This is a genomic window from Pseudomonas sp. Soil_N_39 (genome assembly GCF_057655955.1).
Genome location: NZ_JBDGLI010000012.1, coordinates 94,738 through 118,276, shown reverse-complemented (window position 1 = coordinate 118,276; position 23,539 = coordinate 94,738). Strand labels below are relative to the sequence as shown.

The 23,539-nt window shown below is 59.1% G+C and carries 21 protein-coding genes and 3 tRNA genes; 21 read left to right on the top strand and 3 right to left on the bottom strand.

Features of this window, described 5'->3' with window-relative positions:
• The first annotated feature begins 34 nt into the window (after positions 1-34).
• From carA to AC3A5O_RS18765, 4 genes are all read left to right on the top strand, one after another.
• Positions 35-1,171 (top strand): glutamine-hydrolyzing carbamoyl-phosphate synthase small subunit, encoded by a 1,137-nt coding sequence (gene carA / locus AC3A5O_RS18780; protein ID WP_122569138.1) that lies wholly within the window; start codon positions 35-37, stop codon positions 1,169-1,171.
• Positions 1,172-1,276: 105 nt separating this feature from the next.
• Positions 1,277-4,498, top strand: a complete 3,222-nt coding sequence (carB, locus tag AC3A5O_RS18775) for a carbamoyl-phosphate synthase large subunit (protein WP_122569139.1) — start codon at positions 1,277-1,279, stop codon at positions 4,496-4,498.
• A gap of 2 nt (positions 4,499-4,500) precedes the next feature.
• On the top strand, positions 4,501-4,977 hold the full coding sequence (gene greA / locus AC3A5O_RS18770) for a transcription elongation factor GreA (RefSeq protein ID WP_030139783.1): 477 nt from the start codon (positions 4,501-4,503) through the stop codon (positions 4,975-4,977).
• Between the two features lie 28 nt (positions 4,978-5,005).
• Positions 5,006-5,410 carry an MFS transporter gene (locus tag AC3A5O_RS18765; RefSeq protein WP_092328556.1) on the top strand — a complete coding sequence of 135 codons (405 nt, stop codon included), beginning with the start codon at positions 5,006-5,008 and terminating at the stop codon, positions 5,408-5,410.
• 10 nt (positions 5,411-5,420) lie between these two features.
• Here AC3A5O_RS18765 and AC3A5O_RS18760 read toward each other — a convergent pair whose 3' ends face one another.
• Positions 5,421-5,729: a YhbY family RNA-binding protein gene (locus AC3A5O_RS18760; RefSeq protein WP_003177852.1), complete on the bottom strand. Its 309-nt coding sequence runs from the start codon at positions 5,727-5,729 to the stop codon at positions 5,421-5,423.
• 105 nt (positions 5,730-5,834) lie between these two features.
• Here AC3A5O_RS18760 and rlmE point away from each other — a divergent pair, with 105 nt between their 5' ends.
• The 16 genes from rlmE (at position 5,835) to AC3A5O_RS18680 (ending at position 21,369) form a co-directional block, all read left to right on the top strand.
• Positions 5,835-6,467, top strand: a complete 633-nt coding sequence (gene rlmE, locus AC3A5O_RS18755; protein WP_003177853.1) for a 23S rRNA (uridine(2552)-2'-O)-methyltransferase RlmE — start codon at positions 5,835-5,837, stop codon at positions 6,465-6,467.
• Between the two features lie 200 nt (positions 6,468-6,667).
• Positions 6,668-8,581, top strand: coding sequence for an ATP-dependent zinc metalloprotease FtsH (ftsH, locus tag AC3A5O_RS18750; protein WP_053118351.1), 1,914 nt, complete (start codon positions 6,668-6,670; stop codon positions 8,579-8,581).
• Positions 8,582-8,589: 8 nt separating this feature from the next.
• On the top strand, positions 8,590-9,441 hold the full coding sequence (folP, locus tag AC3A5O_RS18745; RefSeq protein ID WP_487753537.1) for a dihydropteroate synthase: 852 nt from the start codon (positions 8,590-8,592) through the stop codon (positions 9,439-9,441).
• A 16-nt stretch (positions 9,442-9,457) separates the two neighbouring features.
• Positions 9,458-10,795: a phosphoglucosamine mutase gene (glmM, locus tag AC3A5O_RS18740; protein WP_122569141.1), complete on the top strand. Its 1,338-nt coding sequence runs from the start codon at positions 9,458-9,460 to the stop codon at positions 10,793-10,795.
• 66 nt (positions 10,796-10,861) lie between these two features.
• Positions 10,862-11,617 (top strand): triose-phosphate isomerase, encoded by a 756-nt coding sequence (gene tpiA, locus AC3A5O_RS18735; protein ID WP_122569142.1) that lies wholly within the window; start codon positions 10,862-10,864, stop codon positions 11,615-11,617.
• A gap of 4 nt (positions 11,618-11,621) precedes the next feature.
• On the top strand, positions 11,622-12,005 hold the full coding sequence (gene secG / locus AC3A5O_RS18730) for a preprotein translocase subunit SecG (protein WP_025211789.1): 384 nt from the start codon (positions 11,622-11,624) through the stop codon (positions 12,003-12,005).
• Positions 12,006-12,026: 21 nt separating this feature from the next.
• Positions 12,027-12,112: transfer RNA gene (locus AC3A5O_RS18725), tRNA-Leu, on the top strand.
• A gap of 97 nt (positions 12,113-12,209) precedes the next feature.
• Positions 12,210-12,286, top strand: a tRNA-Met gene (locus tag AC3A5O_RS18720).
• 140 nt (positions 12,287-12,426) lie between these two features.
• Complete coding sequence (gene rimP, locus AC3A5O_RS18715) at positions 12,427-12,885, top strand: ribosome maturation factor RimP (RefSeq protein WP_013692254.1); 459 nt, start codon at positions 12,427-12,429, stop codon at positions 12,883-12,885.
• Positions 12,886-12,944: 59 nt separating this feature from the next.
• Entirely contained in the window at positions 12,945-14,426 is a 1,482-nt protein-coding gene (gene nusA, locus AC3A5O_RS18710; protein ID WP_003177868.1) for a transcription termination factor NusA, read from the top strand.
• Between the two features lie 27 nt (positions 14,427-14,453).
• Complete coding sequence (infB, locus tag AC3A5O_RS18705; RefSeq protein ID WP_122569143.1) at positions 14,454-16,973, top strand: translation initiation factor IF-2; 2,520 nt, start codon at positions 14,454-14,456, stop codon at positions 16,971-16,973.
• Positions 16,974-17,132: 159 nt separating this feature from the next.
• The gene (gene rbfA, locus AC3A5O_RS18700) at positions 17,133-17,534 is read left to right on the top strand and encodes a 30S ribosome-binding factor RbfA (RefSeq protein WP_003177871.1); all 402 of its coding nucleotides are present in this window, start codon (positions 17,133-17,135) and stop codon (positions 17,532-17,534) included.
• Positions 17,535-17,537: 3 nt separating this feature from the next.
• Positions 17,538-18,455, top strand: coding sequence for a tRNA pseudouridine(55) synthase TruB (gene truB, locus AC3A5O_RS18695; protein WP_060739216.1), 918 nt, complete (start codon positions 17,538-17,540; stop codon positions 18,453-18,455).
• 143 nt (positions 18,456-18,598) lie between these two features.
• Positions 18,599-18,868 carry a 30S ribosomal protein S15 gene (rpsO, locus tag AC3A5O_RS18690; RefSeq protein WP_003197723.1) on the top strand — a complete coding sequence of 90 codons (270 nt, stop codon included), beginning with the start codon at positions 18,599-18,601 and terminating at the stop codon, positions 18,866-18,868.
• Between the two features lie 194 nt (positions 18,869-19,062).
• A complete protein-coding gene (gene pnp, locus AC3A5O_RS18685) occupies positions 19,063-21,168 on the top strand; it encodes a polyribonucleotide nucleotidyltransferase (RefSeq protein WP_003197725.1) in 2,106 nt (701 codons plus the stop codon).
• A 125-nt stretch (positions 21,169-21,293) separates the two neighbouring features.
• A tRNA-Thr gene (locus AC3A5O_RS18680) sits at positions 21,294-21,369 on the top strand.
• A 9-nt stretch (positions 21,370-21,378) separates the two neighbouring features.
• On the opposite strand, the gene AC3A5O_RS18675 is transcribed toward AC3A5O_RS18680, so the two are convergent.
• Positions 21,379-21,924 (bottom strand): hypothetical protein, encoded by a 546-nt coding sequence (locus tag AC3A5O_RS18675; protein ID WP_122569145.1) that lies wholly within the window; start codon positions 21,922-21,924, stop codon positions 21,379-21,381.
• Between the two features lie 304 nt (positions 21,925-22,228).
• Between AC3A5O_RS18675 and AC3A5O_RS18670 the strand changes: the two genes are divergently transcribed.
• Positions 22,229-22,534, top strand: coding sequence for a DUF6388 family protein (locus AC3A5O_RS18670; RefSeq protein WP_053213286.1), 306 nt, complete (start codon positions 22,229-22,231; stop codon positions 22,532-22,534).
• A gap of 87 nt (positions 22,535-22,621) precedes the next feature.
• Here AC3A5O_RS18670 and nadC read toward each other — a convergent pair whose 3' ends face one another.
• A complete protein-coding gene (gene nadC / locus AC3A5O_RS18665) occupies positions 22,622-23,470 on the bottom strand; it encodes a carboxylating nicotinate-nucleotide diphosphorylase (RefSeq protein WP_487753536.1) in 849 nt (282 codons plus the stop codon).
• Positions 23,471-23,539: the final 69 nt, after the last annotated feature.

The following is a 23,539-nucleotide window of genomic DNA, read 5'->3' as shown; positions in this document are numbered from 1 at the left end:
TCGCCCTTTCAGGCTTTATTTACGGGAGGTCTTCTTGACTAAGCCAGCCATACTCGCCCTTGCTGATGGCAGCATTTTTCGCGGCGAAGCCATTGGAGCCGACGGTCAGACCGTTGGTGAGGTGGTGTTTAACACCGCAATGACCGGCTATCAGGAAATTCTTACCGATCCTTCCTACGCCCAGCAAATCGTTACCCTGACTTATCCGCACATCGGCAACACCGGCACCACGCCGGAAGACGCCGAGTCCGATCGTGTCTGGTCCGCCGGCCTGGTCATCCGTGACTTGCCGCTGGTCGCGAGCAACTGGCGTAACACGATGTCCCTGTCCGATTACCTGAAAGCCAACAATGTCGTGGCGATCGCCGGTATCGACACCCGCCGCCTGACCCGCATCCTCCGGGAAAAAGGCGCGCAGAATGGCTGCATCATGGCCGGCGACAACATTTCCGAAGAAGCCGCCATTGCCGCTGCCCAGGGCTTCCCTGGCCTCAAGGGCATGGACCTGGCGAAAGTCGTCAGCACCAAGCAACAGTACGAATGGCGCTCCACGGTCTGGGACCTGAAGACCGACAGTCACGCGACGATCGAGGCTTCCGAGCTGCCGTACCACGTGGTGGCGTACGACTACGGCGTCAAGCTGAACATCTTGCGCATGCTGGTCGAGCGTGGTTGCCGCGTCACCGTGGTGCCGGCCCAAACCCCGGCCGCCGACGTCCTGGCCCTCAAGCCCGACGGCGTGTTCCTGTCCAACGGCCCGGGTGACCCGGAACCTTGCGACTACGCCATTCAGGCGATCAAGGACGTGCTGGAAACCGAGATCCCGGTATTCGGTATCTGCCTCGGTCACCAACTGCTGGCCCTCGCTTCGGGCGCCAAGACCTTGAAAATGGGTCACGGCCACCACGGTGCCAACCACCCGGTGCAGGACCTGGATACCGGCGTGGTGATGATCACCAGCCAGAACCACGGTTTTGCGGTGGATGAAGCGACCCTGCCGGCCAACGTACGTGCGATTCACAAGTCGCTGTTCGACGGCACGCTGCAAGGTATCGAGCGTACCGACAAGAGCGCGTTCAGCTTCCAGGGCCACCCTGAAGCAAGCCCGGGCCCGAACGATGTGGCGCCGCTGTTCGATCGCTTCATCAACGAGATGGCCAAGCGACGCTGACCGCGTGAAGCCCGAGGGCGGCCCCGAGTTCGGCGGCCCCTTCGGGCGCTTCAAAGATTGTTCGACGGCCTAGCCGACTGACCTGCGGATTTGAGTGACAAACCCATGCCAAAACGTACAGACATAAAAAGCATCCTGATTCTCGGCGCTGGCCCGATCGTGATCGGCCAGGCCTGCGAATTCGACTACTCCGGCGCCCAGGCCTGTAAAGCCCTGCGCGAAGAGGGTTACCGCGTCATCCTGGTGAACTCCAACCCGGCCACCATCATGACCGACCCGGCCATGGCCGACGCCACCTACATCGAGCCGATCAAGTGGCAGACCGTTGCCAAGATCATCGAGAAGGAGCGCCCGGACGCACTGCTGCCAACCATGGGTGGCCAGACCGCACTGAACTGCGCCCTGGACCTGGAGCGCGAAGGCGTCCTGGAGAAGTTCGGTGTGGAAATGATCGGCGCCAACGCCGACACCATCGACAAGGCCGAAGACCGTTCGCGCTTCGACAAGGCGATGAAATCCATCGGCCTGGACTGCCCACGCTCGGGCATCGCCCACAGCATGGAAGAGGCCAACGCCGTCCTGGAACGCCTCGGCTTCCCATGCATCATCCGTCCGTCCTTCACCATGGGCGGCACCGGTGGCGGCATCGCCTACAACCGTGAAGAATTCGAAGAAATCTGCGCCCGTGGTCTCGACTTGTCGCCGACCAAGGAACTGCTGATCGATGAATCCCTGATCGGCTGGAAAGAATACGAGATGGAAGTTGTCCGCGACAAAAAGGACAACTGCATCATCGTCTGCTCCATCGAGAACTTCGACCCGATGGGCGTGCACACCGGCGACTCGATCACCGTTGCACCGGCCCAGACCCTGACCGACAAGGAATACCAGATCCTGCGTAACGCCTCCCTGGCGGTGCTGCGCGAGATCGGTGTGGAAACCGGCGGCTCCAACGTCCAGTTCGGCATCTGCCCGAACACCGGTCGCATGGTGGTCATCGAGATGAACCCGCGGGTATCCCGTTCGTCGGCCCTGGCGTCCAAGGCCACCGGTTTCCCGATTGCCAAGGTCGCCGCCAAGCTGGCCGTGGGCTACACCTTGGACGAGCTGTCGAACGACATCACCGGCGGCAAGACTCCGGCGTCCTTCGAACCGTCCATCGACTACGTCGTGACCAAGCTGCCACGTTTCGCCTTCGAAAAATTCGCCAAGGCCGATGCCCGCCTGACCACTCAGATGAAGTCGGTCGGTGAAGTCATGGCCATCGGCCGGACCTTCCAGGAATCCCTGCAGAAAGCCCTACGCGGCCTGGAAGTGGGCGTCTGCGGCCTCGATCCGAAGCTGGACCTGAACGACCCGGAAAGCATGAGCGTGCTCAAGCGCGAACTGACCGTGCCGGGTGCCGAGCGCATCTGGTACGTAGCCGATGCCTTCCGCGCCGGCATGACCGTCGAGCAGATTTTCGGCATGAACATGATTGACCCTTGGTTCCTGGTGCAGATCGAAGATCTGATCAAGGAAGAAGAGAAGGTCAAGACCCTGGGCATGTCCAGCATCAATCGCGACACAATGTTCCGCCTCAAGCGCAAGGGTTTCTCCGACATGCGCCTGGCCAAGCTGCTGGGTGTGACCGAGAAGAGCCTGCGCGCTCATCGTCACAAGCTGGAAGTGTTCCCGGTCTACAAGCGCGTCGACACCTGCGCGGCCGAGTTCGCCACCGACACCGCCTACCTGTATTCCACGTACGAAGAAGAGTGCGAAGCCGCGCCATCGACTCGCGACAAGATCATGATCCTGGGTGGCGGTCCTAACCGGATCGGCCAGGGCATCGAGTTCGACTACTGCTGCGTACACGCGGCACTGGCCCTGCGCGACGACGGTTACGAGACCATCATGGTCAACTGCAACCCGGAAACCGTGTCCACCGACTACGACACCTCCGATCGCCTGTACTTCGAGCCTGTGACCCTGGAAGACGTGCTGGAAATCGTCCGCGTCGAGAAGCCAAAAGGCGTGATCGTCCAGTACGGCGGCCAGACCCCGCTGAAATTGGCCCGTGCCCTTGAAGCCGCCGGCGTGCCGATCATTGGTACCAGCCCGGATGCGATCGACCGCGCCGAAGACCGTGAGCGCTTCCAGCAGATGGTCGAGCGCCTGAACCTGCGCCAGCCGCCAAACGCCACCGTGCGCAGTGAAGACGAAGCGATTCGTGCCGCCGCCAAGATCGGTTACCCGCTGGTGGTACGTCCGTCCTATGTGCTGGGCGGTCGTGCGATGGAAATCGTCTATCAGGAAGACGAACTCAAGCGCTACCTGCGCGAAGCGGTCCAGGTGTCCAACGACAGCCCGGTGCTGCTGGACCACTTCCTCAACTGCGCCATCGAAATGGACGTGGACGCGGTCAGCGACGGCAAGGACGTGGTGATCGGCGCAATCATGCAGCACATCGAGCAGGCCGGTGTTCACTCCGGTGACTCCGCCTGTTCGCTGCCGCCTTACTCGCTGCCGGCGCACATCCAGGACGAGATGCGCGAACAGGTCAAGAAAATGGCCCTGGAACTGGGCGTCGTCGGCCTGATGAACGTGCAGCTGGCCCTGCAGGGCGAAGACATCTACGTCATCGAAGTCAACCCGCGCGCTTCCCGGACCGTGCCGTTCGTCTCCAAGTGCATCGGTGTTTCCCTGGCGATGATCGCGGCGCGAGTCATGGCTGGCAAAACCCTGAAAGAGCTGAACTTCACCAAGGAAATCATTCCGAACTTCTACAGTGTGAAAGAGGCGGTGTTCCCGTTCGCCAAGTTCCCTGGCGTGGACCCGATCCTCGGCCCGGAAATGAAATCCACCGGTGAAGTGATGGGCGTGGGCGATACCTTCGGTGAGGCGTTCGCCAAGGCCCAGATGGGCGCCAGCGAAGTGTTGCCGACTGGTGGCACGGCGTTCATCAGCGTGCGTGATGACGACAAGCCACTGGTTGCAGGCGTAGCCCGTGATCTGATCAACTTGGGCTTCGAAGTGGTCGCCACTGCCGGTACTGCCAGGTTGATCGAAGCCGCAGGCCTGAAAGTGCGCCGCGTGAACAAGGTGACCGAGGGACGTCCGCACGTGGTCGACATGATCAAGAATGACGAAGTCACGCTGATCATCAACACCACCGAAGGTCGTCAATCGATCGCTGATTCCTACTCCATTCGTCGCAATGCGCTGCAGCACAAGATCTACTGCACCACGACCATTGCGGCAGGCGAAGCGATCTGCGAAGCGCTCAAGTTCGGTCCCGAGAAGACCGTACGTCGCTTGCAGGATCTACATGCAGGATTGAAGGCATGAGCATAACCAAGTACCCGATGACAGTTCAGGGCGCGAAGGCCCTGGAAGAAGAACACGCTTTCCTGACCAAGGTCGAGCGCCCGCGCTTGAGCCAGGCGATCGGTGAGGCCCGTGAACTGGGCGACCTGAAGGAAAACGCCGAATACCATGCTGCCCGAGAGGAGCAGGGGATGGTCGAGGCGCGTGTTCGTGACATCGAAGGCCGCATGCAGAATGCGGTGATCATCGATGTCACGACGATTCCGCACACCGGCAAGGTCATTTTTGGCACTACGGTGGAAATCGCCAACGTCGAGACCGATGAAAGCGTGACGTATCAGATCGTTGGCGAGGACGAGGCAGACATCAAGCTCGGCAAGATTTCCGTCGGTTCACCCATTGCTCGTGCCTTGATTGCCAAGGAAGAGGGCGATGTGGTGGCGGTGAAGACGCCGGGTGGTGTCATCGAGTATGAGATTGTCGAAGTCCGTCACATCTGAACGAAGGCGCCCGCTACGAGCGGGCGCCATGATCTGGCAACTCACCCAGATGTTGTGGGTGGGTGGCGTCTGGTTGCTGCATATCGGTTTGCTGCCGGTGCTGGGTCGAGTCGGCCTGGCACCGCTGCTGATCGATGAAATCGCGGGCATGTTGACGGCGCTGCTGGTGGGTTTTTCCGCGGCGTGCGTAATGTTTCAGGCTTTGGTGCTGGTTCAGGCCGAGGGCCTTGCCAGTCTATGGCGCGACATTCGTGGGCAATTGTTGCTCATGTCGTTGTACGCGTGTGGGATGTTCTTTGCGGTGCATCTCGGCTGGCCGGATGCGAGCCAGTGGCAGGTATTCAGTTACTTGGTGCTGGGTTTTTCCGGATTGGTGCTGGTGTTGCAGCCGGTTCCCGGCTGGAGCGGCAGGGTGTGCGAAGCACACCCTTGACCCTTTGGCATCACTTGAAGCGGTGAACGTTCGACAGTTGCTTGTTGACGCTGAAATTCTTGCGATAAATCAGCGCCATCTTGCCGATGACCTGCACCAGGTCTGCCTTGCCGGTCTTGCACAATTCGGCAACGGCAGCCAGGCGGGCTTCGCGATCGAGGATGTTGAGCTTGATCTTGATCAGCTCATGATCGCCCAAGGCGCGTTCCAGTTCGGCGAGTACACCTTCAGTCAAACCGTTGTCAGCCACAGTCAAAACCGGTTTCAGATGGTGGCCAATGGATTTGTATTGTTTCTTCTGCTCTTGAGTGAGCGGCATAATCTGACCCCTGCGTCTGATCTTGTAAAAAGCGGCGGCCAGTTTACCCGAGCAAGTCCGGGACCGCCCACTTAATCACGACCCGTTTTATTTTTGAGGTGGCCCGTGGCCCGTTCCAAGACAAGTCTTAAATGGCTGCAAGAGCATTTCAACGACCCATTCGTGAAAATGGCGCAAAAAGACGGGTATCGTTCCCGTGCCAGCTACAAGCTGCTGGAGATTCAGGAAAGAGACCGTTTGATCCGTCCAGGCATGAGCGTGATCGACTTGGGCGCCGCCCCGGGTGGCTGGTCCCAAGTGACCAGTCGTCTGATTGGTGGACAAGGCACACTGATCGCTTCCGATATCCTGGAAATGGACAGCATCCCGGATGTGACCTTCATTCAGGGCGACTTTACCGAGGACGCCGTGCTGGCGCAGATCCTTGAAGCGGTTGGAAAAAACGAGGTGGACCTTGTGATTTCCGATATGGCCCCCAATATGAGTGGATTGGCATCTGTTGATATGCCGCGATCGATGTTCCTGTGCGAGTTGGCACTGGATCTTGCGACTCGGGTGTTGAAGCCAGGTGGTGATTTTTTGATCAAGGTCTTCCAGGGTGAAGGCTTCGACGAATACCACAAGAGCGTGCGCAAGCAGTTCGAGAAGGTCACGACGCGCAAGCCGAAATCATCGCGTGATCGCTCCCGTGAGCAGTACCTGCTGGGCCGTGGTTTCCGTGGTCGCAGTGAGGAATAAGAGCTTTTTCGACCGGGGCGATAGGTTTTTCGTATTTCGTCCCGTGAGCCTTAGCGAATATTGTGTAGAAAGTGTTTCACAAAGGGTTACAGACGGCGCCTGCCAGAGTCGTAGGTAATGTAGTAAGTTAGGCCGGTGAATATCATGCGAAGCGCGCGCCAGTAGCGGAGCTTGCTTCAGAGGGTAGTTAATTGAACGATATGGCAAAGAATCTGATCCTGTGGTTGATCATCGCCGCTGTCCTGGTGACCGTGATGAACAACTTCTCCAGCCCTAACGAGCCGCAGACCCTCAACTATTCCGACTTCATCCAGCAGGTCAAGGATGGCAAGGTCGAGCGCGTAGCCGTTGATGGCTATGTGATTACCGGCAAGCGCACCGATGGTGACAGCTTCAAGACCATTCGTCCGGCAATCCAGGACAATGGCCTGATTGGCGACCTGGTGGATAACCATGTCGTGGTCGAAGGCAAGCAGCCTGAACAGCAAAGCATCTGGACCCAACTCCTGGTGGCCAGCTTCCCGATCCTGGTGATCATCGCGGTGTTCATGTTCTTCATGCGCCAGATGCAGGGCGGTGGGGGTGGCAAGGGCGGGCCGATGAGCTTTGGCAAGAGCAAGGCCCGACTGCTTTCCGAAGATCAGGTGAAAACCACCCTGGCCGACGTCGCAGGCTGCGACGAAGCCAAGGAAGAAGTGGGCGAGCTGGTCGAGTTCCTGCGCGATCCGGGCAAGTTCCAGCGCCTGGGCGGTCGTATTCCACGTGGCGTGTTGATGGTAGGCCCGCCAGGTACCGGTAAAACCTTGCTGGCCAAGGCGATTGCCGGTGAAGCCAAGGTGCCGTTTTTCACGATTTCCGGTTCCGACTTCGTCGAAATGTTCGTCGGCGTGGGTGCCAGTCGTGTCCGCGACATGTTCGAGCAGGCCAAGAAACACGCACCGTGCATCATCTTCATCGACGAAATCGACGCCGTTGGTCGCCATCGTGGTGCCGGCATGGGTGGCGGTCACGACGAGCGCGAACAGACTCTCAACCAGTTGCTGGTCGAGATGGACGGTTTCGAAATGAACGACGGCATCATCGTGATTGCCGCCACCAACCGTCCTGACGTGCTCGACCCTGCGCTGTTGCGTCCAGGTCGTTTCGACCGTCAGGTCGTGGTGGGGCTGCCGGACATTCGTGGTCGCGAGCAGATCCTCAAGGTCCATATGCGCAAGGTGCCAATGGGCGACGACGTCGCTCCGGCCGTCATCGCGCGTGGTACGCCGGGCTTTTCCGGTGCCGACCTGGCGAACCTGGTCAACGAAGCGTCGCTGTTCGCCGCTCGCACCGGCAAGCGTGTTGTGGAAATGAAGGAATTCGAGCTGGCCAAGGACAAGATCATGATGGGCGCAGAGCGCAAATCCATGGTCATGTCGGAGAAGGAAAAGCAGAACACCGCATATCACGAGGCGGGTCACGCGATCGTCGGTCGTGTCGTGCCCGAGCATGATCCGGTCTACAAGGTTTCGATCATCCCCCGCGGTCGTGCCCTGGGCGTGACCATGTTCCTGCCGGAAGAAGATCGCTACAGCCTGTCCAAGCGTGCATTGATCAGCCAGATCTGTTCGTTGTACGGCGGCCGTATCGCTGAAGAGATGACATTAGGCTTCGACGGTGTGACCACTGGGGCGTCCAACGACATCATGCGCGCCAGTCAGATCGCCCGGAACATGGTCACCAAGTGGGGCCTGTCCGAGAAGTTGGGGCCGCTGATGTATGCCGAAGAAGAAGGGGAAGTGTTCCTCGGTCGTGGTGGCGGTGGCCAGCATGCAAGCTTCTCCGGCGAGACGGCCAAGCTGATCGATTCCGAAGTGCGCAGCATCATCGACCAGTGCTATGGCACTGCCCGGCAGATCCTCACGGACAACCGTGACAAGCTCGATGCCATGGCTGATGCCTTGATGAAGTACGAAACCATCGATGCCGAGCAGATCGACGACATCATGGCGGGTCGTGAGCCTCGCGAGCCTCGCGACTGGTCGGGTGGCGGTACCGGTACTTCCGGTACGCCTCCGGCGGTACAGGGTGAGCGTCCGGAAACACCGATTGGCGGCCCGGCCGCTGATGTCTAAGGCTTGAAATGACTTCTGTTCAGTCCTCGACCCGGTTGCCTTGCGGCAACCGGGTTCTTGATTTGGCCCATGTGCATGTCATGGGCATTCTCAATGTCACCCCAGATTCCTTTTCCGATGGTGGTCGATTCAGCCAGCTCGATGCTGCGTTGCGGCATGCCGAGGCCATGGTGGTCGCCGGCGCAACGTTGATTGATGTGGGCGGTGAATCGACTCGGCCGGGTGCGCGGGCGGTCTCACCCACCGAAGAGCTGGAGCGGGTGGCGCCGATTGTCGAGCGTATTCACCGCGAACTCGATGTCATTATCTCGGTCGATACGTCCACGCCTGCGGTCATGCGCGAGACGGCGCGACTGGGCGCGGGCCTGATCAATGATGTTCGATCCCTGCAGCGTGATGGTGCCTTGGATGCCGCGGCAGCCACCGGGTTGCCGGTATGCCTGATGCATATGCTTGGCGAGCCGGGAACCATGCAGAACGATCCGCACTATGATGATGTGACCCGGGAGGTAAGTGAGTTCCTGGCGGCGCGTCTGGACCAGTGCGCTGCCGTGGGCATTCCCCCCGAGCGGATCATCCTTGATCCCGGGTTCGGCTTTGCCAAGACATTGGCTCACAACCTGAGCCTGTTCAAACATATGGAAGCCTTGCACGCCCTGGGCCGGCCCCTGTTGGTTGGGGTCTCGCGAAAGAGCATGATAGGCAACGCCCTGGGTCGCCCGGTGGGAGATCGCCTGTACGGCGGTCTCGCCCTTGCGGCCCTGGCCCTTACCAAAGGTGCACGCATATTGCGCGTGCACGATGTAGCCGAAACGATGGATGTCGTGCGGATGATCGCAGCTGTGGATTCAGCCGAATAAGAATGACGGAGCACTTATGAGCAAGAAATACTTTGGCACCGACGGTATTCGTGGTCGGGTCGGCGAATACCCTATTACCCCTGATTTCATGCTCAAGCTCGGTTGGGCGGCCGGCATGGCGTTCCGCAAGATGGGCGCCTGCAAAGTGCTGGTCGGCAAGGACACGCGAATTTCCGGCTACATGTTCGAATCGGCGCTCGAGGCCGGCCTGACGTCGGCGGGCGCCGATGTGATGCTGCTCGGCCCGATGCCGACGCCGGCCATTGCCTACCTGACGCGTACGTTCCAGGCCCAGGCAGGCATCGTGATCAGTGCCTCGCACAATCCGCATGATGACAACGGCATCAAGTTCTTCTCCGGCCAGGGTACCAAGCTGCCGGATGATATCGAGCTGATGATCGAAGAACTGCTGGACACGCCGATGACGGTGGTCGAGTCGAGCAAGATCGGCAAGGTGTCGCGGATCAACGATGCGTCGGGTCGCTACATCGAATTCTGCAAGGGCAGCGTGCCGACCGGTACCAGCTTCTCCGGCCTGAAAATTGTCGTCGATTGTGCTCACGGCGCCACCTATAAAGTCGCGCCGAGCGTCTTTCGCGAGTTGGGTGCCGACGTAGTGGTGCTTTCTGCTCAGCCTAATGGCCTGAACATCAACCACAACTGTGGTTCCACCCATACCGAGGCGTTACAGGCTGCGGTGTTGGCCGAGCAGGCCGATCTCGGCATCGCCTTCGATGGCGACGGTGATCGGGTCTTGATGGTCGATCACACCGGTACGGTCGTCGATGGTGACGAACTGTTGTTCATCATCGCTCGCGACCTGCATGGACGTGGCAAGTTGAAGGGCGGCGTGGTCGGCACGTTGATGAGTAATCTCGGGCTTGAGCTGGCCCTGGCTGACTTGGATATCCCCTTCGTACGGGCCAATGTGGGCGACCGCTACGTGATCTCGGAGTTGCTGGAGCGCGACTGGGTGATCGGGGGCGAGAACTCCGGCCACATCGTGTGCTTCGACCATACCACCACCGGTGACGCGATCATTGCGGCACTGCAGGTGCTGATGGCCCTCAAGGCGCGCAACGAAGGGCTCGCACAGTCGCGCCAGGCATTGCGTAAATGCCCGCAAGTGTTGATCAACGTGCGTTTCGGTGGCGGTGTGAACCCTCTCGAACATGCGCAGGTCAAGCAGGCCAGTGAGCGCGTGACAGAGGCGATGGCGGGGCGTGGGCGTGTGTTGTTGCGCAAGTCCGGCACAGAGCCTTTGGTGCGTGTCATGGTTGAAGGCGAGGATGAAGTGCAAGTTCGCGGTTATGCCGAAGAGCTGGCAAAACTGGTTACTGAAGTTTCTGCCTGAATTCGGCTTGCCAGTCATGAATCGGTTGGGTAACATCTGCGCCCACTTTGACCGACGAGGTACAGCATGCGTCGCCCTATGGTAGCTGGTAACTGGAAGATGCACGGTACCCGCGCCAGCGTCGCTGAGCTGATCAATGGCCTTCGTCATCTGGCCTTGCCAAGCGGTGTTGATGTCGCGGTATTCCCGCCTTGCTTGTATATCAATCAAGTGATTGATGGCTTGAAAGGTAAGTCGATTTCGGTCGGCGCGCAGAACTCTGCGGTGGAATCCATGCAAGGTGCGATGACCGGTGAGATTGCGCCGAGTCAGTTGGTGGATGCAGGTTGTTCCCTGGTCCTGGTCGGACATTCCGAGCGCCGCCAGATCATGGGCGAGCAGGACAAGACCTTGATCCGCAAGTTTGCTGCGGCCCAGGCCTGTGGTCTGATTCCGGTGTTGTGCATAGGGGAAACCCTCGAGCAGCGTGAAGCCGGCAAGACCCTTGAAGTTGTCGGGCGTCAGCTGGGCTGCATCATCGAAGGCCTGGGTGTCGGTGCTTTTGCAAAGGCCGTCATTGCTTACGAGCCGGTCTGGGCCATTGGTACCGGGCTGACGGCTTCGCCGCAACAGGCGCAGGATGTGCACGCAGCCATCCGCGCGCAGTTGGCGGAAGAGAATTCTGAAGTGGCACGAGGTGTGCGGCTTCTATACGGCGGCAGCGTGAAGGCGGCCAATGCGGCCGAACTGTTCGGCATGCCGGATATCGATGGGGGGCTCATTGGTGGAGCGTCCCTGAATGCAGATGAGTTCGGTGCGATCTGTCGCGCCGCGGGAAACTGAAAAAATGCTGGAAACAGTCGTAGTCGTTTTTCATCTGCTGGGTGCACTGGGCGTAGTTGCTCTCGTATTGCTGCAGCAGGGTAAAGGTGCGGATGCTGGTGCGTCTTTCGGTGCAGGTGCTTCAAATACTGTGTTCGGAAGCCAAGGTTCCTCTACCTTTCTTAGTAAGTTTACTGCTATACTTGCCGCCGGTTTCTTCATAACCAGCTTAGGGTTAGGTTACTTTGCTAAAGAGAAAGCTCACGAGCTGACTCAAGTAGGTTTGCCAAACCCAGCGGTACTGGAAGCGCCAAAGCAACAACCGGCTTCTGATGATGTCCCGGTGCTTCAAGAGCAAAAGTCGGCCAACCCGGCGACTGACGTGCCTCCAGCTCAAGAGCAGAAGTAAGAAGGTTTCAAACGCTGTATTGCCGAGGTGGTGGAATTGGTAGACACGCAACCTTGAGGTGGTTGTGCCCATAGGGTGTAGGGGTTCGAGTCCCCTTCTCGGTACCAATTATCAGGAGAGCCCGCGATTGCGGGCTTTCTTGTAGGTGGAAGGGTTACATTGACCCTGTAAGGGATCGGTCGTATACTTCCGCCCCAGCTTTGTCGCGGGATGGAGCAGTCTGGTAGCTCGTCGGGCTCATAACCCGAAGGTCGTCGGTTCAAATCCGGCTCCCGCAACCAGTTTCAGGGGCCCCTTCCAAGGGGCTTTTTGTTAGCTGGACACTTTATAACGCCGCTGTTCGACGGCGTTTCAGGGATGGGCGATTCGCCCATTTTTTTTTATTTGCACAGCATGCACAAACATGCACGAGGGGGTTCAGGTGTCGAGCAAGCTAGAACAGTTGCAGGCCTTGTTGGCCCCGGTGGTCGTGGCCCTTGGCTATGAATGCTGGGGTATTGAGTTCTCGGCTCAAGGTCGCCACTCACTGTTGCGCGTTTATATCGATAAGGAAGGCGGCGTGTTGGTGGATGATTGCGCCATCGTCAGCCGTCAGATCAGCGGTGTACTGGATGTTGAAGATCCAATCACCTCCGAATACACCCTTGAAGTTTCCTCGCCTGGCATGGAGCGCCCCCTGTTCACACTTGAACAGTTCGCTTCGTTTGCCGGTGAACAAGTGAAGATCAAGCTGCGCTCGCCTTTCGAAGGACGACGCAACTTCCAAGGCCTTCTGCGCGGTGTAGAAGAGCAGGACGTCGTGGTGCAGGTAGATGACCATGAGTTCCTGTTGCCGATCGATATGATCGACAAGGCCAACATTATTCCCAGTTTTGACTGATACGTGCCAGATACTGCGGATCCCGCGGATCCAATGGCTTGCGAAAGGCGAGGCGTACGATGAGCAAAGAAGTACTGCTGGTTGTTGAGTCGGTATCCAATGAAAAGGGCGTACCGGCTAACGTTATTTTTGAAGCGCTGGAGCTGGCTCTGGCCACTGCTACCAAGAAGCGGTTTGAAGACGAAGTTGATTTGCGTGTGGAAATCAATCGCCACACCGGTGCCTACGAGACTTTCCGTCGCTGGACGGTGGTCGAGGAAGCCGACCTGGACGATCCGGCTATCGAAACCTGGCCGAGCAAGGTTGCAGAAACGCACCCGGGCGCCAAGGTCGGTGACGTAGTAGAAGAAAAAATCGAGTCCATTGAGTTCGGTCGCATCGCTGCACAGACTGCCAAGCAGGTCATTGTGCAGAAAGTTCGCGAAGCCGAGCGCGCGCAAGTCGTCGACGCTTATCGCGAGCGCCTGGGGGAAATCATCTCCGGCACCGTGAAAAAAGTGACCCGCGACAACGTGATCGTCGACCTGGGCAACAACGCCGAAGCGTTGCTGGCTCGCGAAGACATCATCTCTCGCGAAACTTTCCGGGTCGGCGTGCGTTTGCGTGCGCTGCTCAAGGAAATCCGCACCGAGAACCGCGGCCCGCAGTTGATCCTGTCGCGTACAGCGCCGGAAATGCTGATCGAGTTGTTCCGCATCGAAGTGCCGGAAATTGCTGAAGGCCTGATCGAAGTCATGGCCGCCTCCCGTGATCCGGGTTCGCGTGCCAAGATCGCAGTCCGCTCCAAGGACAAGCGCATTGACCCGCAAGGTGCCTGCATCGGCATGCGTGGTTCGCGTGTCCAGGCCGTATCCGGCGAGTTGGGCGGCGAGCGCGTGGACATCGTCCTGTGGGACGACAACCCGGCTCAGTTCGTGATCAATGCCATGTCGCCTGCTGAAGTGGCGGCAATTATCGTCGACGAAGATGCCCACGCCATGGACATCGCCGTTGGCGCAGACAATCTGGCTCAGGCCATCGGTCGCGGTGGTCAGAACGTGCGTCTGGCCAGCCAATTGACTGGCTGGACCCTGAACGTGATGACCGAATCGGACATCCAGGCTAAACAGCAAGCTGAAACTGGCGACATCCTGCGCAACTTCATCGAAGAGCTTGAAGTCGATGAAGAGCTGGCGCAGGTGCTGGTGGATGAAGGCTTTACCAGCCTGGAAGAGATTGCCTACGTACCGGTGGAGGAAATGCTCAACATCGACGGCTTTGACGAGGAAATCGTCAACGAGCTTCGCGCTCGGGCCAAGGATCGTTTGTTGACCAAAGCCATCGCTACTGAGGAAAAGCTGGCAGACGCCCATCCGGCCGAAGACCTGCTCTCGCTTGAGGGCATGGACAAGGATTTGGCGATGGAACTGGCGGTGCGCGGCGTAATTACCCGCGAAGACCTGGCCGAGCAGTCTATTGACGATCTGCTCGACATCGACGGCATTGACGATGATCGTGCCGGCAAGTTGATCATGGCCGCCCGAGCCCACTGGTTCGAGTAATTAGGCGCGGCCTGAGGAGAGAAGTGCATGACGCAAGTCACGGTGAAACAACTGGCCGATGAGGTCAAAACACCGGTAGAGCGCCTGTTGCAGCAGATGCGTGAGGCAGGTCTGCCGCACACCGCCGCCGAGGAACATGTGACCGACAGTGAGAAGCAGTCTCTGCTGACTCACTTGAAGAGCAGTCACAAGGCGAAAGTGGAAGAACCGCGCAAGATCACTCTGCAGCGTAAAACCACCAGCACCCTGCGTGTTGCCGGTAGCAAAAGCATCAGCGTTGAAGTACGCAAGAAGAAAGTCTTCGTACAACGCAGCCCGGAAGAAATCGAAGCCGAGCGCAAACGCGAACAGGAAGAACGTCGCGCAGTAGAAAATGCTGCTCGTCAGAAGGCTGAAGAAGAAGCCAAGCGTCGCGCCGAAGAAGAAGCGCGTCGCCAGCCTGCTGCTGCGCAAACCGCGCCGGTAGACGCCGTCGAGGCTGTTGCCCCGGTTGCCGAACCTGTGCGTGAAGCGGCGCCAGTCGTGGCAGCAGCGCCGGCTCCAGCCGACACTCGCAAGCGCGACGAACAGCGTCGTCCGGACAAACCACGTGCCGACGACAACCGTCGTGGCAGTGGTGATGGCGAGCGCAAAAACGCGCCTCATCGTGCTTCGGTCAAGGAAAAGGCACCGGCACCTCGTGTTGCGCCACGGACTACCGACGAAGAAAGCGACGGTTTCCGTCGTGGCGGTCGCGGCAAGGCCAAGCTGAAGAAACGCAACGCCCACGGTTTCCAGAGCCCTACGGGCCCTGTCGTGCGTGAAGTGAAGATCGGCGAGACCATCACGGTGGGCGATCTGGCCCAGCAGATGTCGGTCAAGGCTGCTGAAATCATCAAGTTCATGTTCAAGCTGGGTACACCAGCCACCATCAACCAGGTACTGGATCAGGAAACTGCCCAACTGGTTGCTGAAGAGCTGGGCCACAAAGTGACCCTGGTCAGCGACACCGCCCTGGAAGATTCCCTGGCCGAGTCCCTGAAGTTTGAAGGTGAGGCGGTTTCCCGTGCTCCAGTCGTGACCGTCATGGGCCACGTCGACCACGGTAAAACGTCCCTGCTCGACTACATTCGTCGTGCGAAGGTGGCGGCCGGTGAAGCGGGTGGTATTACCCAGCACATCGGTGCCTACCACGTTGAAACCGACCGCGGCATGGTGACGTTCCTCGACACCCCGGGTCACGCTGCGTTTACCGCAATGCGTGCCCGTGGTGCCAAGGCGACCGACATCGTGATCCTGGTGGTTGCAGCGGACGACGGCGTGATGCCGCAAACCATCGAAGCCGTTCAGCATGCCAAGGCAGCTGGCGTGCCGCTGGTGGTTGCGGTGAACAAGATCGACAAGCCGGGCGCCGATCTCGATCGCATCCGCAGCGAACTATCGGTCCACGGCGTGACCTCCGAAGAGTGGGGTGGCGACACTCCATTCGTTCCGGTCTCGGCGAAGATGGGTACCGGTGTTGACGAACTGCTCGAAGCCGTTCTGCTGCAAGCCGAGGTTCTCGAACTGACCGCTACGCCTTCGGCGCCTGGTCGTGGTGTGGTTGTTGAGTCCCGTCTCGACAAGGGCCGTGGCCCGGTAGCGACTGTCCTGGTCCAGGACGGTACGTTGCGTCAAGGCGACATGGTGCTGGTCGGCTCGAACTATGGCCGCGTGCGCGCCATGCTCGACGAGAACGGCAAGCCCATCAAGGAAGCCGGTCCGGCTATCCCGGTCGAGATCCTCGGCCTGGACGGTACCCCGGACGCTGGCGACGAGATGAGCGTTGTGGCTGACGAGAAGAAAGCCCGTGAAGTGGCTCTGTTCCGTCAAGGCAAGTTCCGCGAAGTCAAACTGGCTCGTGCTCACGCCGGCAAGCTGGAAAATATCTTCGAGAACATGGGCCAGGAAGAGAAGAAGACGCTCAACATCGTCCTCAAATCCGACGTCCGTGGTTCGCTCGAAGCGTTGAACGGCGCCTTGAATGGCCTGGGTAACGACGAAGTGCAAGTGCGTGTGGTCGGTGGCGGTGTCGGTGGTATCACCGAGTCCGACGCCAACCTGGCACTGGCCTCCAATGCTGTACTGTTCGGCTTCAACGTGCGTGCCGATGCTGGCGCTCGCAAGATCGTCGAGCAGGAAGGCCTGGATATGCGTTACTACAACGTGATCTACGACATCATCGAAGACGTCAAGAAAGCGTTGACCGGTATGCTGGGCAGCGACGTGCGGGAGAACATCCTGGGCGTGGCCGAAGTTCGCGACGTGTTCCGTTCGCCGAAGTTTGGTGCCATCGCCGGTTGCATGGTGATCGAAGGTGTCGTTCACCGTAACCGTCCGATCCGTGTACTGCGTGAAGACATCGTGATCTTCGAAGGCGAGCTGGAATCCCTGCGTCGCTTCAAGGATGACGCTTCCGAAGTACGTGCCGGCATGGAATGCGGTATTGGCGTCAAGAGCTACAACGACGTCAAGGTCGGCGACAAGATCGAAGTCTTCGAGAAGGTCCAGGTTGCTCGCAGCCTCTAACTCGCGCACTTCAAGAGCCGCACCGGGCAGCCGCATGAATATGCGCTGCCTGGCTGGCGGACTCTAAACGCAACGCCCGGTCTGGCTTTTGCCAGGCCGGGCGTTTGCCGCTTTCAGACCTCGCGGGTTTCACCGTGGGGCAGTAACAGGTAACAAGACATGGCAAAAGAATACAGCCGTACCCAACGAATCGGCGATCAGATGCAGCGCGAGCTGGCCCAGCTGATCCGTCGCGAAGTCAAAGACCCGCGCGTCGGCCTGGTCACCATTACCGCAGTGGAAGTCAGCCGTGACGTCGGTCACGCCAAGATTTTCATCACCGTGATGGGCCAGGACAGCGCCGAAGAAATCGCCCAGAGCATCAAGGTGCTCAACTCGGCCGCCGGCTTCCTGCGTATGCAGCTGGCCCGGGAGATGAAGCTGCGCAGCGTCCCACAGCTGCACTTCCATTACGACGAAAGCGTCGTGCGGGGTGCTCACCTGTCGGCGTTGATCGAACGCGCCGTGGCTGAAGACAGTCAGCACCCGGTTGCGGCTGAACCCGAAGACACCAAGGAGTAATCGGTGGCTCAGGTCAAACGTATCCGTCGTAACGTCAGCGGTATCATCCTGCTCGACAAGCCGCTGGGGTTCACGTCCAACGCGGCGTTGCAGAAGGTTCGCTGGCTGCTCAATGCTGAAAAGGCCGGGCACACCGGTAGCCTCGATCCGCTGGCCACCGGCGTATTGCCGCTGTGCTTTGGCGAGGCAACCAAGTTTTCCCAGTACCTGCTCGATTCCGACAAGGGTTATGAAACCCTGGCGCAACTGGGCAAGACCACCACCACGGCGGATGCCGAAGGCGAGGTTTTGCTGGAACGCCCGGTGACCGTTGGTCAGGCGGATATCGAAGCGGTTTTGCCGGGTTTTCGCGGGCAAATCAGTCAGATACCGCCGATGTACTCCGCTTTGAAGCGCGATGGGCAGCCGTTGTATAAACTGGCCCGTGCAGGCGAAGTAGTGGAGCGCGAACCGCGTTCTGTTACTATTGCGCGCTTGGAATTGCTGGCCTTCGACGGTAATACTGCGCGGCTGGCCGTGGATTGCAGCAAGGGCACCTATATCCGCACCCTGGTGGAGGATATTGGTGAACAGCTCGGCTGTGGCGCGTACGTGGCAGAATTGCGACGGACCCAGGCCGGGCCTTTCACGTTGGCCCAGACGGTCACGCTGGAAGAGCTTGAAGCGGTGCATGCCGAAGGCGGCAACGAAGCGGTCGACCGCTTCCTGATGCCATCGGACAGCGGTTTGCTGGATTGGCCGCTCTTGCAGTTCTCGGAACACAGCGCGTTCTACTGGCTCAACGGCCAGCCGGTACGCGCCCCGGATGCGCCGAAATTCGGCATGGTCCGGGTACAAGATCACAACGGTCGCTTCATCGGTATCGGTGAAGTGAGCGAAGACGGGCGCATTGCGCCGCGTCGACTGATTCGGTCGGAATGACCGGAACCAGCCTGCGTAACAGCAGGTTGGCGAGTGTGGCTGTTAACAGGCACGGTCACTACTCATTTATAGATACAGGGATTTGTCCCTGGCCTGTTGAAGCTGTTTCCTCGGAACAGTTTCCTGACTAAAAGGATTGCCTCATGGCTCTCGACGTTCAAGAAAAAGCTCAAATCGTAGCTGACTACCAGCAAGCTGTTGGTGACACTGGTTCGCCAGAAGTGCAAGTTGCACTGCTGACCCACAACATCAACAAACTGCAAGGTCACTTCAAGGCCAACGGTAAAGATCACCACTCCCGTCGTGGTCTGATCCGCATGGTAAACCAGCGTCGTAAGCTGCTGGACTACCTGAAAGGCAAGGACGTGAGCCGTTACAGCGCTCTGATCGCTCGCCTGGGTCTGCGTCGCTAATCAGCGATTGCGCTAGAGGTTGGTGGTCTGTCGTACGTCAGTGGGTTTCCCGCTGGCGCATGGCAGGCTCCCAGCCTCAAGTTTTATCTGGATACACGTTTTACCCTGGACAGGCGTCGGGCCGATTCCCGTCATTGCCCAAGAATTTCGCAAGAAGACAAGTTCCCCAAGAGCCACAAAGAAGGTAGGACACCGTGAACCCGGTAATCAAAAAATTCCAATTCGGTCAGTCGACCGTTACCCTCGAGACTGGCCGTATCGCCCGTCAGGCCTCCGGCGCAGTGCTGGTCACCGTTGACGACGACGTCAGCGTATTGGTGACCGTTGTCGGTGCCAAGCAAGCCGATCCAGGCAAGGGCTTCTTCCCTCTGTCTGTCCACTACCAGGAAAAGACTTACGCTGCCGGTAAGATCCCTGGCGGTTTCTTCAAGCGCGAAGGCCGTCCTTCCGAGAAAGAAACCCTGACTTCCCGACTGATCGACCGTCCGATCCGTCCGCTGTTCCCAGAAGGCTTCATGAACGAAGTGCAGGTTGTCTGCACCGTCGTGTCCACCAGCAAAAAAACCGATCCGGACATCGCTGCGATGATCGGTACCTCGGCTGCCCTGGCCATCTCCGGCATTCCTTTCGATGGCCCGATCGGCGCTGCCCGCGTCGCGTTCCACGAAAGCACCGGCTACCTGCTGAACCCAACCTACGAGCAACTGAAAGCTTCGAGCCTGGACATGGTCGTGGCCGGTACTTCCGAAGCCGTGCTGATGGTTGAATCCGAAGCCAAAGAGCTGACCGAAGACCAGATGCTGGGCGCCGTGCTGTTCGCCCACGACGAGTTCCAGGTGGTAATCAACGCCGTCAAGGAACTGGCCGCCGAAGCCGCCAAGCCAACCTGGACCTGGGCTCCGCAAGCCGAAGCCACTGAACTGCTGGGCGCGATTCGTGCCGAGTTCGGTGAAGCGATCTCCCAGGCCTACACCATCACCGTCAAGGCTGACCGTTATGCGCGCCTGGGCGAGCTGAAAGACCAAGTCGTTGCCAAGCTGTCCGGCGAAGAAGGCCAGCCATCGGCCAGCGACGTCAAAGCCGCTTTTGGTGAAATCGAATACCGCACCGTTCGCGAAAACATCGTCAACGGCAAGCCGCGTATCGACGGTCGCGACACCCGCACCGTACGTCCGTTGAACATCGAAGTTGGTGTTCTGCCAAAGACCCACGGTTCGGCACTGTTCACCCGTGGCGAGACCCAGGCCCTGGTCGTTGCCACACTGGGCACCGCCCGTGACGCACAACTGCTGGACACCCTGGAAGGCGAAAAGAAAGACCCGTTCATGCTGCACTACAACTTCCCTCCGTTCTCGGTGGGCGAGTGTGGTCGCATGGGTGGCGCCGGTCGCCGCGAAATCGGTCACGGCCGTCTGGCCCGTCGTTCGGTCCAGGCCATGCTGCCTGCCGCTGACGTGTTCCCGTACACCATTCGCGTGGTATCGGAAATCACCGAGTCCAACGGTTCGAGCTCGATGGCTTCGGTCTGCGGCGCTTCCCTGGCCCTGATGGACGCTGGTGTGCCGATGAAGGCGCCGGTTGCCGGTATCGCCATGGGCCTGGTTAAAGAGGGCGAGAAATTCGCCGTCCTGACCGACATCCTGGGTGACGAAGACCACCTGGGCGACATGGACTTCAAAGTGGCCGGTACCGCCAAAGGCGTCACCGCACTGCAGATGGACATCAAGATCAAGGGCATCACCGAAGAGATCATGGAAATCGCCCTGGGCCAAGCCCTGGAAGCGCGCCTGAACATCCTCGGCCAGATGAACCAGATCATCGGTCAGTCCCGTACCGAGCTGTCGGAAAATGCTCCGACCATGATCGCGATGAAGATCGACACCGACAAAATCCGTGATGTCATCGGTAAAGGCGGCGCGACCATCCGTGCAATCTGCGAAGAAACCAAGGCTTCGATCGACATCGAAGACGACGGTTCGATCAAGATCTTCGGCGAAACCAAGGAAGCGGCAGAAGCAGCACGCCAGCGTGTCCTGGGTATCACCGCAGAAGCCGAGATCGGCAAGATCTACGTCGGCAAGGTTGAACGCATCGTCGACTTCGGCGCCTTCGTCAACATCCTGCCGGGCAAGGACGGTCTGGTTCACATCTCCATGCTGAGCGATGCTCGCGTCGAGAAAGTGACCGACATCCTCAAAGAAGGCCAGGAAGTGGAAGTGCTGGTACTGGACGTGGACAACCGCGGCCGTATCAAGCTGTCCATCAAGGACGTCGCAGCAGCCAAGGCATCGGGCGTTTAATCACCCCCGCGCCTGACCGCTGAACAAGCAAACGCCCCGACTGGTTCGGGGCGTTTTGCTATGTGAAGAAAATCCCCGCCAGGCAGGTTGCCTGGCCACCGGGGACGGTGCTAGTTTTAGCCACCGCCCGTGTAGCTCAGTCGGTAGAGCAGCGCACTCGTAACGCGAAGGTCGCAGGTTCGATTCCTGTCTCGGGCACCACCCCCCTCGTTATTTCACCTTCCTGCTCAGTTCCTCGACGGTACGTTTGAGCTTGTCCATTTCATTGTCCTGATCGCTAAGCTCTCGTTTCAGGGACGAAATCTCGCTGTTGCTCGAACTCGAACTGGAGCCGCTATTGCGCTTGAGTTCTTCCACTTGTTTGCCAAGGTCCTTCAGATCGTCTTGCTGTTCCTTGATCGTGCGCTTGAGCTCGTCAATCTCCTTGCTGCTGGAGGTGGAGCCGGAGCCGCTGTTGCGCTTGAACTCTTCGATCTGGCGGGCCTGCTCGCTGAGGATGCGCTTCTGGTTTTCCAGTTCGGCGGCGTTATCCTTGACTGCTTCTGGCAAGTTTTCCAAGTCACCCACGCTGATATTGGTCTTGATGAGAACATCTTTATCAAATGAGTTGCGGAGCACGGGGATTGTGTCGGTAGGCAAAGGTGTACCGGAGGTAACTTCGACAGCCGCTTGAGCAAGGCCGGCAAAGCTCAGGCTGCCGAGCAGCAAGGTCGCGGTAGCAAGCCGGGTCGACGAACGTTTCGAAAAGCTGCGCATCACTGGGGTTCCTTGTGAAGTGCCTGTGTGGCACATCGCTATGACTGGTTTTTTTGACAGATGTTCCAAAGCTCCCCTGGTTTCCCATGCACATGGTTTTTTGTGGGATAGATGTAAAGAACCGTGTAAATCGTCGGCAAAACGTCCTATATTCGTTGCCTGCATGTGCATCGCCCAGCAGTTTTCAGATGATCCCCGAATGGTTCTGAAGGCCAGATAAACCGGGCTTCACACGGTTTTTTGCGTCAGAGAGATCCTTGATGATCCAGATCCATCTTCCATTCCCCAGATCAACGAGAACGCCATGACCGTTAAAGCATTGACCCAGGAAGCCAGGCACGAAGAAGCGCTGAAGAAGTACGTGTTGGATGCGCCCCAACTGCTGGAAGAGATCAAGGACTTGCCTGCCGACGATCAAAAAGACCAGATCCAGTGGGCGTTCGAGGATGAGGCCGAAGCCCAGGGGCTGCAGCCTTGGGAGTTGACGCTCAAGTACACCAGCACGCCTGAAGAGTTCGAGGCGCAGCGCCTTGCGTTGCACAAGGAGGCGGCCGAGGTGCTGGGTGTGGAATGGGATGAGTACTGCGAGATGAATAATCTGGTGGTCTGAAAAACGCGACCAGAACAAAACTGTGGCGAGGGAGCAAGCTCCCTCGTCACGGACCCTCTTCGTTTCTGATCGCCTGGCGTCAGCCTGTCAGAGGTTCAAGCGCATCGACAGATCCACCGCCTTCACATCCTTGGTCATCGCGCCGATCGAGATGTAGTCCACGCCGGTCTCGGCAATTGGGCGCAACGTGCTTTCGTTGATCCCGCCGCTGGCCTCCAGCTTCGCCTTGCCGCCATTGAGGCGTACGGCTTCACGCATGTCGTCCAGGTTCAGTTCGTCGAGCATGATGATGTCGGCGTTGGCCGCCAGCGCTTCTTTCAACTCCGCCAGGCTTTCCACTTCGATTTCCACCGGTTTGCCCGGTGCGATCTTGTGGGCGGCCGCGATGGCCTGGGCGATTCCGCCGCAGGCGGCGATGTGGTTTTCCTTGATCAGGAAGGCATCGTAGAGGCCGATGCGGTGGTTATGGCAGCCGCCGCAGGTGACCGCGTACTTCTGGGCCAGGCGCAGCCCGGGCAGGGTCTTGCGGGTGTCCAGGAGCTTGACCTGAGTGTCGGCGACGAAATCGGCCAGGTAACGGGCCCGCGTGGCGACGCCCGAGAGCATTTGCAGGAAGTTCAGCGCGCTGCGTTCGCCGGTCAGCAGCGAGCGGGCCGGGCCCTCCAGATGGAACAGCGCCTGATCGGGGGTGGCCCGGTCGCCGTCGCGCACTTGCCAGTGCACCGCGACACGCGGGTCCAGTTGCCGGAACACGGCATCGACCCAGGCCGTGCCACTGATGGTCGCCGCATCGCGGGTGATGATCGTGGCCTTGGCCAGGCGTTCGGCGGGGATCAGTTGCGCGGTGATGTCGCCGCTGCCGATGTCTTCGAGCAACGCACGGCGCACGTTGGCTTCGATTTCGGCGGTCAGATCGGCGAGGCGTAGATTCGGCATAACGGGCTCCACAAACAAAGTGGCTTGATTATAGGGTGTCGAAACCTGCATTTGGTCGCGTCCTCGCAA